Source organism: Parabacteroides sp. D25 (assembly GCF_000307475.1).
GTDB classification, from domain to species: Bacteria; Bacteroidota; Bacteroidia; order Bacteroidales; family Tannerellaceae; genus Parabacteroides; species Parabacteroides distasonis.
The window spans coordinates 114,190-125,847 of sequence record NZ_JH976509.1; the positions used below are offsets into that span (position 1 = coordinate 114,190).

General features: G+C 44.1%; 10 protein-coding genes. 2 read left to right on the forward strand and 8 right to left on the reverse strand.

All coding sequences use genetic code 11. From position 1 onward, the window contains the following. The 7 genes from HMPREF0999_RS19960 to HMPREF0999_RS19990 are packed head-to-tail and all read right to left on the reverse strand — an operon-like array spanning position 1 to position 6,933. Positions 1 to 1,236 carry a glycosyltransferase gene (locus tag HMPREF0999_RS19960; protein ID WP_005856164.1) on the reverse strand — a complete coding sequence of 412 codons (1,236 nt, stop codon included), beginning with the start codon at positions 1,234 to 1,236 and terminating at the stop codon, positions 1 to 3. Positions 1,237 to 1,250: 14 nt separating this feature from the next. Further along, positions 1,251 to 1,886 (reverse strand): PIG-L deacetylase family protein, encoded by a 636-nt coding sequence (locus HMPREF0999_RS19965; protein ID WP_005856167.1) that lies wholly within the window; start codon positions 1,884 to 1,886, stop codon positions 1,251 to 1,253. A gap of 38 nt (positions 1,887 to 1,924) precedes the next feature. Beyond that, positions 1,925 to 3,232 carry a polysaccharide deacetylase family protein gene (locus HMPREF0999_RS19970; protein ID WP_010184336.1) on the reverse strand — a complete coding sequence of 436 codons (1,308 nt, stop codon included), beginning with the start codon at positions 3,230 to 3,232 and terminating at the stop codon, positions 1,925 to 1,927. After that, on the reverse strand, positions 3,223 to 4,176 hold the full coding sequence (locus tag HMPREF0999_RS19975; RefSeq protein WP_005856171.1) for a GNAT family N-acetyltransferase: 954 nt from the start codon (positions 4,174 to 4,176) through the stop codon (positions 3,223 to 3,225). The genes HMPREF0999_RS19970 and HMPREF0999_RS19975 overlap by 10 nt, the downstream gene beginning before the upstream one ends. Positions 4,177 to 4,217: 41 nt before the next feature. Beyond that, entirely contained in the window at positions 4,218 to 5,270 is a 1,053-nt protein-coding gene (recA, locus tag HMPREF0999_RS19980; RefSeq protein WP_005856173.1) for a recombinase RecA, read from the reverse strand. A 9-nt stretch (positions 5,271 to 5,279) separates the two neighbouring features. Beyond that, positions 5,280 to 5,738 (reverse strand): thioredoxin-dependent thiol peroxidase, encoded by a 459-nt coding sequence (gene bcp, locus HMPREF0999_RS19985; protein WP_005856182.1) that lies wholly within the window; start codon positions 5,736 to 5,738, stop codon positions 5,280 to 5,282. Position 5,739: 1 nt separating this feature from the next. Then, the gene (locus tag HMPREF0999_RS19990) at positions 5,740 to 6,933 is read right to left on the reverse strand and encodes a saccharopine dehydrogenase family protein (RefSeq protein WP_005856184.1); all 1,194 of its coding nucleotides are present in this window, start codon (positions 6,931 to 6,933) and stop codon (positions 5,740 to 5,742) included. A gap of 202 nt (positions 6,934 to 7,135) precedes the next feature. Here HMPREF0999_RS19990 and HMPREF0999_RS19995 point away from each other — a divergent pair, with 202 nt between their 5' ends. Further along, positions 7,136 to 9,421 (forward strand): ATP-binding protein, encoded by a 2,286-nt coding sequence (locus HMPREF0999_RS19995; RefSeq protein ID WP_009276758.1) that lies wholly within the window; start codon positions 7,136 to 7,138, stop codon positions 9,419 to 9,421. Between the two features lie 6 nt (positions 9,422 to 9,427). After that, a complete protein-coding gene (locus HMPREF0999_RS20000) occupies positions 9,428 to 10,615 on the forward strand; it encodes a THUMP-like domain-containing protein (RefSeq protein ID WP_005856188.1) in 1,188 nt (395 codons plus the stop codon). A gap of 182 nt (positions 10,616 to 10,797) precedes the next feature. On the opposite strand, the gene HMPREF0999_RS20005 is transcribed toward HMPREF0999_RS20000, so the two are convergent. After that, on the reverse strand, positions 10,798 to 11,628 hold the full coding sequence (locus HMPREF0999_RS20005; RefSeq protein WP_009276759.1) for a hypothetical protein: 831 nt from the start codon (positions 11,626 to 11,628) through the stop codon (positions 10,798 to 10,800). Between the last annotated feature and the right edge of the window lie 30 nt (positions 11,629 to 11,658).

Here is an 11,658-nt window from a genome sequence, read left to right on the forward strand (position 1 = left end):
TTAAATCTCCTCAAATATACGCGCAAATTGGCTAGCTTGCTCTTTCCGGGAATAATTCGATAGCTTATCCCGATTGACGGGCGAGGTCGTATATCCTTTTTCCTGCCATTCCTCATAGTAATGTTTCAAGAAATCGTACACCTCGTCTACCCGGGTTGCGGCCAGTCCGGAATGGGTCTCCTTGATGGCTTCGGCGAGGTAAGCCTCGTCACTCTGTACGCATAAGATGGGTTTTTCTACCGCAAGCGATTCAAAGAACTTAGTTGTCATGAAGCCTTTTGGACCAGACGTGTCAAACTTATTCGTCAAGGAAAGCAGCACCGAGCTTTTGTTCAAGATGAGGGGAATATCGGATGCCGGTACATACTCATGGTAATCCATGAAAGATTGCACCCCATGTTGTTCGGCCTCTTGGCGGATGATGGAGCGGGACTCTTGATCGGTATACCATACAACTCGAAAAGTTTCGGGGATAATGACCTTGTCCTCCGTAAGACGGGCGATGGCCGCAAATAATAACTCCGGATTTCGGATCGCTAAACTTAACAACCGTCCGGTATAGGTAATGATAAACCGGGAGGTCTTGATTTGTTGCGGATAGAACAACTCGGGATCGAATCCGTTATAAATCAGTTTTACATTGGGATTATATTGTTTAAGTACCTCCACGTGCCAAGGCGATACGGTCGTGACACAATCCGCTACCTCCAAAGCGTTATTCCGCTTTCTAAGTAACCGTTTGCGAAATCGCTTTGTGATGAATGCGTCTAGCCATGAAAATGTATGGAATTTATGCGATATATATTCGTTGGAGGCGTATTGCTCGATAATATCTCGTAAATCCACGACGAAAGGGAGGTTGGTATGGATCGCTAACGTCTTGGCGGCGGTTAAAGGAAAGGTACGGTATGTGCTACACAATATTCCTTTGTACTGGTTGGTCTTTATTAAGGGAATACATGCGTTGATTATTTTCATGTCTTTATAACCAAACAAGATGTCTAGAAACATGACCCACATCCATTCGATATGCTTTGAGATCTTTCCTGATGCTTTGTAGTAGCGGACGCAATACACGTCCGCATACCCCGTAAGGAATTCGAATGTATTGTCTTCTATGTATTCTGTCACTACGGTAACTTCCCATCCCATGCGTGTCAAATATTTGCATAGATATCCCATTCTGGGGGCGAAAGCGGGTGGGAACATATCACATATGATAAGGAGTTTATTCATGGATTCAATCAGGGTTATAAGAATAGACGAATGACTTCAAACGCTTCCGCATAGGTACATCCTGCTTGGACGCCCCGTGCTCTTGCTAATGAATAGATAAAGTCCTTGGATAGATAATCTCTCGCTCCTTGCGATTTATAGGCTTTCAATGATTCTACCTTTGCGTCGATATGGCGCTCTTCCAGCCTTACAAAACATTGTGTATTGAATGTCAGGTTGTTCCAGATTAACTCATAACCTAATATATTCGTGTTTTTGAACGCTCGTAGACCCTCTTGGGCGATCGTCGTATGATCTTGGTGGATGTCGTGCAAGCTAGGGATGAAGACTAGGTCAAAATCGGATACTTTTTTCAGGCGTATTAACTCCTCTAATATCTCTTGTCTTGCGTATCCCAGTTTTCTTACTTCGTAATTGTATATGATTAGGTTTCCCGGTTCTATACCTAAGGTCTGGGTCGCTTGCTTGACCTCTGTCTTCAAGATATCTTTCGGAAAACCTTCGGGAACCGATTGCTGTGCGGTGGAGAAAGCCACATAGGTCACTTTTTTACCATCTTCTATCAGGCGTGAGATAGTTCCCCCCAACCCAAGTTCCCCATCATCCGTATGAGGGGCGAGGACTAAAATATTTTTACAATTAGTAATCATTCTTTCTGATTTATTTGAATACAGGGATTTTGTTGTTTTCACTGCTTCGCTAATTCTTTTAATAGCTGGGCGTATAATTTACGTAAATAACTTCCGGACCCTTCTTGTACGGAGTCATTATGCCATAGTAAAACCAATTCACCTCCTACATTATTTACTTGTTCCACTAAATTCCGGCAATAGGTTAAAGCCCTGTCAAAATCCAGTCCCATATATTTTTCCTCCTCTAGGGTACAATCCATTATAATAAGCGGATGTAGTCGGAGAGGAGATAGCCGGCGGGTGATCGGATTGATCCAACGAACCGGGTAGCAAGTCCCTAACCGGAATCCGGAGACATCGGCATACCCCATGGTGAAATCGTCCGTAACCCCAGCAGCCTCTATTTGGTCCATATCTTCCGGTTCCCGGATAGCCAAGAAATGATGACGGTTGAACCGAACATTTTTACCGATATGATCTTCCAGACCGGTTTTCTCTTTCCGGATAAGGCTGGGAGTCGTACCCGCTTGGTAGCTACTATGCAAACCAATAGTTACATTATGCTCTAGAGCACTTTTTATCAATTTACGAATATCTTTATTCCTCAAATCGTAATGAGGTTTGTCGTGCTTGGCTTTCCCCCCGTTCCGGATAAATAGGATAGGGTGACATTGTTCCTTCCCGATCAAATCCTGAAGGATACTATTCTGGCGGAAAAACCAAGGGAAGGTATAAAACGGGTCTTTCTCAAGGGTACCGAATTTACCTTGAAAGGATTTATATAAACCTCTTCTATCTCTAATAGACCGTATCAAACCTTTCCACGAACGATATAGAGTCGGAGAATCTACGTCGTGCGTGAGGTAGATCTTCCGGATTTGCTTTTTTACCTCGGGTACACGTAACCGGGATTGGCGTAGCCAACGATGAAGCAGCATGCGATATTCATCCACGATCGGACGATGCAGGAAACCGGCCCGGTAGGGCAAGGACTCTTTACCGGGAAATCTTCCATGCTCATCCCGAAGTCCACGCCGTACCATCTCCTCGTATCTGGAAATGAGAAAATAAGTACTTGCGATGATATCGGCATGAACCACCCATGTATCTCTTACCCATTCCTCTTTCGGCGAGCCGAATAACAAGGGGATACCTTGAACCTCTTGCAAAGGGAGTTCCGGTAAGGAAGCAGGAGTCCCGTATGTTTGTCCATCAAAGAAGCCGGATGGAATGATAACGACGTTATATCGGTCGAATTTATTGGGATCAGCCGTGTACCCGATCGTTTCCACCAGTTCGCTAGGGACATCATCTCCTACAAGAAAACGTATTATATAATGTAAAGTGCGATTTTTCATACCCATTTGCTTAGTTTAATGCGTGCTCTGTCTAATAAACTCAATTTCCCCCTAGATATTGTGAAAAATGGGGTTTGGATAGCTCCGAACTCGCGGAAGAAACGTTCTACTCCGGGTAGCATAGACCCTTCGAAATCAAATACCGTCGTAAATTGAGAAACGAAATGAAGACATTCCCACAGGACGTAGCTTTGCGCTCCGGAACCTCTATAGACCGGATTTCCTCCTCCAGCGAGATAGTAAGCCGATCGATCTTGCCATACGATGAAAGCGGCCGCATGTAAATGGCCTTGCTCGTCATAACCTCCCCATAAATCACCTTGTCCTCTTTGTCGGCAAGTGGCGATCAAGTCTTTCAGTACATTCGTGTCTTCCTTGATTCGTACATGCTGGCGGTCAAATGTTTGGGCTTGTACAGCTAGGAACTCATTCAAAGGAATCCCTTTTTTTACGGATATATGGTATTTATTCTGCGCTTTCGTAATATTTCGCCGGATATTGGGGCTCATATTCTCCCATACCGCTTGATGATCCCGGATATTTTTTAATAAATAGGTATAACGTGTCGTTTGGTTATATCCCGCCCAATAAAACGGAAGCCAATCCGTGATGTCATAATTGAAATTTTGCAGGAAGTGCGGATAGCGTTTTAGTTCTTCCGTGAATTGTTTGCATAGTTCTTGACGTCGTCCTAACTCGGTCGTATATTTCGTGTCGGAGGAACTTGCGGTGAACCAAGGGCCCATTGTTTGGGTGTAAGAAGGCATTGAGACAATATCGGAATGGGGGACGTAAAGGGGGAGGGTTGCCTGTATCTTTCCCTTTTGTTCTATAAGCAAGACATCCCATTTTTTTTCTCCGCAAACCGTATCCAACCACCAGTCATGTGAGAAGATCGGTATATTTTTTTCAGTATTGCAAAGTAAACGATATTTGTCTTTATTACTCATTACAATTTCGTATAGGGGCGGGGGGTGCCCGCCCCCGCAAATTACTTGTTGGCTTTTAATGCCTCAAATATTAATTCGGATAATTCGTCTGCCAATTCGGGATTGTCCTCGACACATTGTTTTGCCGCATCACGACCTTGTCCCAATTTGGTATCATTGTAGCTGTACCACGAACCGCTCTTCTTGATGATATTCAGTTCAGAGCCAAGATCGATGATCTCTCCGGAACGGGAGATACCTTGACCGAACATGATATCGAACTCTGCCTTGCGGAATGGAGGAGCCACCTTGTTTTTTATGACTTTCACACGCACTTGGTTACCCTTGATCTCGTCACCATCTTTCAGCTTTCCAATACTACGGATATCCAAACGGACTGAGGCGTAGAACTTCAACGCATTACCACCAGTCGTCGTTTCCGGGTTCCCGAACATTACGCCGATCTTATCACGCAATTGGTTGATGAAGATACAGGTCGTATTCGTCTTATTGATCGCAGCTGTCAATTTACGAAGGGCTTGCGACATTAAGCGAGCTTGCAGACCCATCTTGCTGTCTCCCATATCGCCCTCAATCTCAGCTTTAGGAGTCAAAGCGGCTACGGAGTCGATAACAATGATATCTACGGCGGATGAACGGATCAACTGCTCGGCTATTTCCAAGGCCTGCTCACCGTTATCCGGCTGGGAGATCCATAGGTTCTCTACATCAACGCCTAACTTTTCAGCATAGAAACGGTCAAAAGCATGCTCCGCATCGATAAATGCGGCGATACCTCCTTTTTTCTGAGCCTCGGCGATCGCATGGATCGCTATGGTTGTCTTACCGGAAGATTCCGGACCATAGATCTCGACGATACGTCCTTTCGGATATCCGCCTACGCCCAGCGCTGCGTTTAAAGCGATAGAGCCTGTCGGTATCACCTCGATATCCTCGATGTTTTCATCGCCTAGTTTCATGATCGAACCTTTTCCGTAGTTCTTCTCGATTTTATCCATTGCCGCACGTAAAGCCTTTAGCTTATCCGTGTTAGCGGCTGGTTTACCACCTTCTTCTTTCGCTTTTTCTTCGAACAAATTTTCTTCTTTTGCCATATGTGTCCCTTATAAATTAAGGATTTGATTTGCATGGTCTTTTGTCTTCACCTCTTTCGGCCCGATGATATTAGTAACAATACCTTCCTCGTTAATGATAAAGGTGGTCCGGAGAGTCCCCATGTATGAACGTCCGTACATTTTTTTCTCAGCCCACACACCAAACTGTTCTTGTAAGGTCGTGTCTGTGTCCGCTATTAAACGGAAAGGTAAGTTTTGCTTTTGTATAAAGCCTTGATGCGATTTGGCGCTATCTTTGCTTACTCCGATGATCTCGAAGCCTTTCGCTTGTAAGGCTTGATAGCCGTCACGTAAGCTGCATGCTTCCGCCGTGCAACCGCTCGTGTTATCTTTCGGATAGAAATAGAGCGCTACTTTTTTCCCTTTATAGTCACTCATCTTTACCTCTTTACCGTCTTGATCGGTTCCCAAAAACTCGGGAACCTTATCGCCTATTTGTACTGCCATATTACAATTCTAAGTCAATGTTAAACAATTCATGCCAAGGCAAACCTTGCTCATTTAGCTCTTTCATGAATGGGTCCGGATTGAATTCCTCTACATTCCATACTCCCGGTTTCTTCCAAATGCCTTGCATAAATAATTTGGCGCCGATCATGGCGGGAACACCGGTGGTATAACTAACACCTTGCGCTCCTGTCTCTAGATAAGCGGCATGGTGGCTACAGTTGTTGTATACGTAATAAGTTAATTCCTTACCGTCCTTGATACCACGGATGCGGCAACCGATGGAAGTCTCGCCAGTATAATTCTCTCCCAGATCACCCGGGTTCGGCAATACGGCTTTTAAGAATTGGATCGGAACGATTTCCTGCCCGTTGTAAAGGATCGGGTCGATACGAGCCATACCGATATTTTGGATGACACGTAGATGAGTCAAGTATTCCTGTCCGAAAGTCATCCAGAAACGAGCCCGTTTGAGGGTCGGGAAGTTTTTGGTCAAACTTTCCAATTCCTCGTGATACATCAAATACGATTCTTTCGGTCCTACATTCGGATAATTCAAGGCTTTATGTACGCTTAACGGATCGGTCTCCTTCCATTCCCCATCCTCGAAATATTTGCCACGTTGAGTAATCTCACGGATATTGATTTCCGGATTGAAATTGGTAGCGAATGCCTTATGGTGATCTCCTGCGTTGCAGTCTACGATATCCAGATAGTGTATCTCGTCGAAATGATGCTTTGCCGCATAGGCTGTATATACGCCGGTAACCCCCGGATCGAAACCACATCCCAAGATAGCGGTAAGACCGGCTTTCTCGAAACGATCTTTATAGGCCCATTGCCAGCTGTATTGATATTTGGCTTCATCAAGCGGTTCGTAGTTGGCCGTATCTAAATAGCTAACGCCGTATTCCAGACAAGCATCCATGATATGCAAGTCTTGATAAGGTAAGGCCAGATTTACCACCAAATCCGGTTTGAAGGCGTTAAACAAGGCAACAAGCTCTTGCACGTTATCTGCGTCTACCTGTGCGGTTTGCACTTTTACGTTCTTGATATCGGCGGCGATCTTGTCGCATTTACTTTTCGTACGGCTAGCTACCATGATATCCGTGAAGACATCCGCATTCATCGCTATTTTCTTAACAGCAACGGTACTTACGCCCCCTGCACCAATAACTAATACTCTTCCCATTTACTAATAGAATTAATCTTGTTAATATACAGTTTACAAGGTTTTCAACCAATGGACAAATATACGGCTTTTCCTTGACAATCCCTATAAAAGATTTATTTATTCATTTTAGAAGGGATGAAAGGAAAGAAAGATACAGCTAATGAATGTGAATACTGAAAATAGTCGTACTTTTGTCACATTTACTGTTTAAAGTTTGGACATGAGATTTTTAAATTATGCCGGGGGTGTTTTTATTCTGCTCTTATTGGCGTTGGGGTGCAAACCCGAGGCGAAGCGGAGCCGTGTGCTTGTGATCCAATCTTTTCGGTGGGATGACAAGAACTATCTGGAATTAAACTCGGATATCCGGAAAGAACTGAGAAAAAAACGGGTGAATGCGGACATCCGCACGTTTTATCTCGATTGTGAGTGCTATATGGCTGAGGAGGAAGAGGAACGGATGTATAACTTTATCGATACGATACGTCTTTGGAAGCCCGACATCATATTGGTGAATGATGATCAGGCTACCTATACGTTGATGAAATGCGGCCATCCTTTTGTAAAGAAAGTTCCGGTTGTTTTCTCTGGCGTCAATTTCCCTAATTGGGATTTGCTGGAAAAATATCCGAACGTAACAGGTAGTTGGGACAAGATTGATTATAAGGAAAACCTTCGTTTGATCGATCAGCAAATGGGAAAGTCTCGCATTTATATCAATTATGATAAGACCTCCTTAGGGCAGTTGGCTTTCCGGGAGTTGATAAAAGCGGTCGATACGAGCCGATATGTATTGAATTATAATCAATTGGCTTTCCAATTAAATGACCCGGACTTTAAGGTAGATTCCATGACGTTTAGAACCGAGATGAGAATGAAGGCGATACGTCCTTCGAAAAATGTAATTCATTTCATGCCTTTTCGTAAAGCCAATGGGGAGTTTTTATTGAGTAATATTAATGGTACCTATCCTTATTGCGTATTTTTCAATATCCGTTATGACTATACATCCGCAGGTTTGTCTAAGATGTTCGTGACTCCTTCATTTACGGCGGTGCGGGAAATCTTTAATATAAACGTGGAAGTTCTGGGAGGCTATTTTTGCTCGAATCGCATACAAGCGGCGGAACAGGCTCGGTTGGCGGCTAAAATTCTTTCCGGTACGCCTGTCTCTTCCGTTCCGATCGTAGAGAGTCCTAAAGAGTATCTGTATGATTGGGGGGAGATGCAACGTTTAGGTATCTCAAAGGAGGAGGTCCCTACTAATGTTCACATCATCAATATGCCTATTTCTGAACGGTATAAGATTGGGGTTTTTATCGCCTCTTCCTTGGGCGTGATCTTATTGCTGGCATTGATCGGTTATTTGTTTTATCTCTATTGGCGGGAAGCAAGACGAAGGAAAGCGGTGCTCGCTAATTTAAAGCAAGAGAAGGAGCATCTTTCTTTAGCGTTGGAAGGGGGGAATATATTCGCTTGGAAATTACAGTCTGGTACCTTCCGGTTTGACAACGAGTTCTTTAGCTATGTGAATATTTCTCCCCGGGAAATTCCTTTGGATGAGCTGTACGAGATGACTCATCCGGACGATAGGCAGAGTTTGCGCTCCTTGATTGATTTCATTTGTACGGGTACGATCTCTCATCATATCCTTCAATATCGTTGCGATTTTAACGGGAAAGGTTACCAATGGTGGGAATTTCGTTACGGAAGCTTAGAGGATGCGAATGATGGGTATGTAATCAATGGCTTATGTTTGAATATCCAAAATATCAAGGATACGGAGGAGGTCTTGATCTCTGCGAGGGAAAAAGCCGAGGAGTCGGATCGGATGAAGTCGGCTTTCTTGGCGAATATGAGCCATGAGATCCGTACGCCGCTGAATGCGATTGTCGGTTTCTCGAATTTAATGAACTCGGAAGAGGTCTTGGAGCCGGAAGAGCGTGAGCAGTTCGTGAAGTTGATTAATACGAACTCCGACTTACTATTGAAACTGATCAATGATATTTTAGATCTTTCCCGTATGGAATCTGGAAAGATGAGTTTTGTTTTCGATCGCCATGATTTGAATGTCTTGATCAATGAAATCTATTGTACTTTCCAGTTGATGATGCCCGAGGGGGTAGAGCTACGCATGCGTGTCCCCGAGATCCCGGTGGTTGTGGCGGTAGATCCTTATCGGCTGAAACAAGTATTGTCTAATTTTATCAATAATGCCATCAAGTTCACGACTTCGGGCTATATAGAAGTGGGATACTATTTCTGTACGAAAGGCGACTGCCTTCATATCTATGTAGAAGACACTGGTATCGGTATCCCTGAGGAGAAACAGAAGCAAGTTTTTGATCGTTTTTGCAAATTGGATGAGTTTGCGCAAGGCACCGGACTCGGACTGGCGATTTGCCAAGTGATAGCGCAGCGTTTCGGCGGTGAGATACAATTGAAGTCGGAATATGGTAAAGGTAGCCGTTTTATGCTAACTTTGCCTAAAGAACGTATAGGTTGACAAAGCATGGAACAAATAGAGGAACTTTCACGATTTATCAAGGAACATGCGTCGGATGATTTGAATCGTCTGTTGCTTTCCGCCTCTCGTTATCCGGGGATCGATATCCCTTTCGTGGTGGATCAATTAAAATCTCGGCGGCAGATCAAGGATAAACTACCTTCATGGTATCAAAACGATCGACTGGTTTTTCCGGCGAAGATAGCGGCGGAGCAATGTTCCTCGGAACAGACTGCCTTGTACAAACAGAGGTTGGTAGATCCACAGGCACATGTATGTGATTTGACTGGTGGATTGGGGATCGATAGCTATTTCTTCTCCCGGAAAGTACGGCAGGTTACTTATATCGAACGCTTTCCCGCTTATTGCGAGGCGGCTATCCATAATTTCAAGGTGCTAGACGTTGGTAACGTAACGGTATTGAATGGCGATTCTACGGAGTTGATAGATAAGATCGATGGAATAGATGTGTTTTATATCGATCCGGCTCGTAGGGGAGAGGGGAATAAGCGGATTTTTGCGCTGCAGGATTGCGAGCCGGATTTGACAAAGTTGGTTCCTGTCTTGTTTGGTCATGCCCCTAAGGTGATCGCTAAATTATCTCCGATGGCGGATATTCATATGACGTTGGATTTGCTTCCGGATGTGACAGCCATACAGGTGCTTTCGGTGAAAAATGAATGTAAGGAGCTTTTGTTTGTGTTGGAGCGAGGCTCGAAAGGCGGGAGTCCTCAAATCTGTTGCGTGAATTTCACTTCGGAGGAAGAGCCGGAATTGTTTGTGTTCTCATTGGTGGAAGAACGGGAAGCTGTCGCTTCCATCCGTGGAGAAGTCAAGCGTTATTTATACGAACCGAACGCTTCCATCTTGAAGGCGGGTGCGTTTAAAGCGGTCGCCACTCGCTTTGGATTGAATAAATTGCATGTCAACAGTCATTTATATACGTCGGATGAGGTTGTCCCTAGTTTTCCGGGACGTTCTTTTGTGGTAGACGAAGTGATCCCCTTTACGAATAAACAATGTAAGACCTTGTCGAGGCAGATTCCCCAAGCGAATATCACAGTCCGTAATTTCCCCCTCTCGGTGGATGAGTTACGTAAGCGAACTAAAATTGCGGATGGAGGAACTATCTATCTTTTCGCTACTACTCTGGAAAATGGGGATAAGGTACTTATCAAAACTCATAAGATATAGGATACTGCATAGGTGCTGCAGCATTACTGCATAAGGGTTGCAGTACTACTGCTAGGCCTGTTGCAGTACTACTGTAAGGCTTGTTGCAGTACTATTGCAAAGCCTGTTGCAGTGATATCCGAAGGGATATAAAAAAGTGTATGATGTTATCACCATACACTTTTTATGATATGAGGTTTATATTACTTCAATAGATTCGCACGCATTTCCTCAATCTTAGCTTTTGACTCACGAGCCGTATTTATGGTTGCTACCATTCCGCTTAACGGAGCGATTGTAGTCCCTAATTGCTCCAAGTCAGGATAATATTTAGCTAAGTCGGCTGTGATCTGCTGGATGATACCGATACGTTTTTCCATATTCTCGCTCAAACCGGCGGAAATAGCGTCGCCTTTAACAACCAAGCCCGGATTTGCGTATACAATGGCATATTCTACAGCCATGCCCCCTAACAACTCAAGCTCAACGTCAGCCTTATCATTTTCCATCATAGCGTCGATCAATTTGTTTTCTTGGTTTTTCATGAATTTGCTTAACTCCTCTTTGCTGGCGTTAGCGGGAGCGGACTCTTTCATGATGTCGATAGCGAATGGAATGTCCAGATCCGTAGTCAATTTAACCAATACGTTCTCGATATCTGTAGTCGGCTTTTTCATAGCCTTCAATACGTTCAAGTCTGCGAAGTAGATACCGCAAGCACGTGCTTTCTGGGCTTGTGTGTTCAATTCGGAAACCTTGCTGACCGGCAACATAAAATCAGTATTAGCGACAGAGATCGTAACCTCGCCGGTAGATACTTTGTAAGGCAACTCCGAATCCGGCATATCTTTCAAGAAACGAGTAACCTCGTCTTTCAACTCGGCAGTAAGCAGACCTTTAGATACTTCTCCTGCGATAGCTGCTTCTTCCTCTACTTTTTGCTCAGCGGCGTCTTGTTTTTTACTGCTGTTGCAAGATACCATTCCAAATGTAATCGCTGCTATGGTTAGCAGGCTAACAAAACTCTTTTTCATGTTATTCTTTATTTTTAGATTATATATTTT

Excerpts from the sequence above, each read along its gene's own strand:
- HMPREF0999_RS20005 (WP_009276759.1), bottom strand. The coding sequence starts at position 11,628 with ATGAAAAAGAGTTTTGTTAGCCTGCTAACCATAGCAGCGATTACATTT.
- recA (WP_005856173.1), bottom strand. The coding sequence starts at position 5,270 with ATGGCAAAAGAAGAAAATTTGTTCGAAGAAAAAGCGAAAGAAGAAGGT.
- HMPREF0999_RS19990 (WP_005856184.1), bottom strand. The coding sequence starts at position 6,933 with ATGGGAAGAGTATTAGTTATTGGTGCAGGGGGCGTAAGTACCGTTGCT.
- HMPREF0999_RS20000 (WP_005856188.1), top strand. The coding sequence starts at position 9,428 with ATGGAACAAATAGAGGAACTTTCACGATTTATCAAGGAACATGCGTCG.
- HMPREF0999_RS19970 (WP_010184336.1), bottom strand. The coding sequence starts at position 3,232 with ATGGGTATGAAAAATCGCACTTTACATTATATAATACGTTTTCTTGTA.
- bcp (WP_005856182.1), bottom strand. The coding sequence starts at position 5,738 with ATGGCAGTACAAATAGGCGATAAGGTTCCCGAGTTTTTGGGAACCGAT.
- HMPREF0999_RS19965 (WP_005856167.1), bottom strand. The coding sequence starts at position 1,886 with ATGATTACTAATTGTAAAAATATTTTAGTCCTCGCCCCTCATACGGAT.
- HMPREF0999_RS19975 (WP_005856171.1), bottom strand. The coding sequence starts at position 4,176 with ATGAGTAATAAAGACAAATATCGTTTACTTTGCAATACTGAAAAAAAT.
- HMPREF0999_RS19960 (WP_005856164.1), bottom strand. The coding sequence starts at position 1,236 with ATGAATAAACTCCTTATCATATGTGATATGTTCCCACCCGCTTTCGCC.
- HMPREF0999_RS19995 (WP_009276758.1), top strand. The coding sequence starts at position 7,136 with ATGAGATTTTTAAATTATGCCGGGGGTGTTTTTATTCTGCTCTTATTG.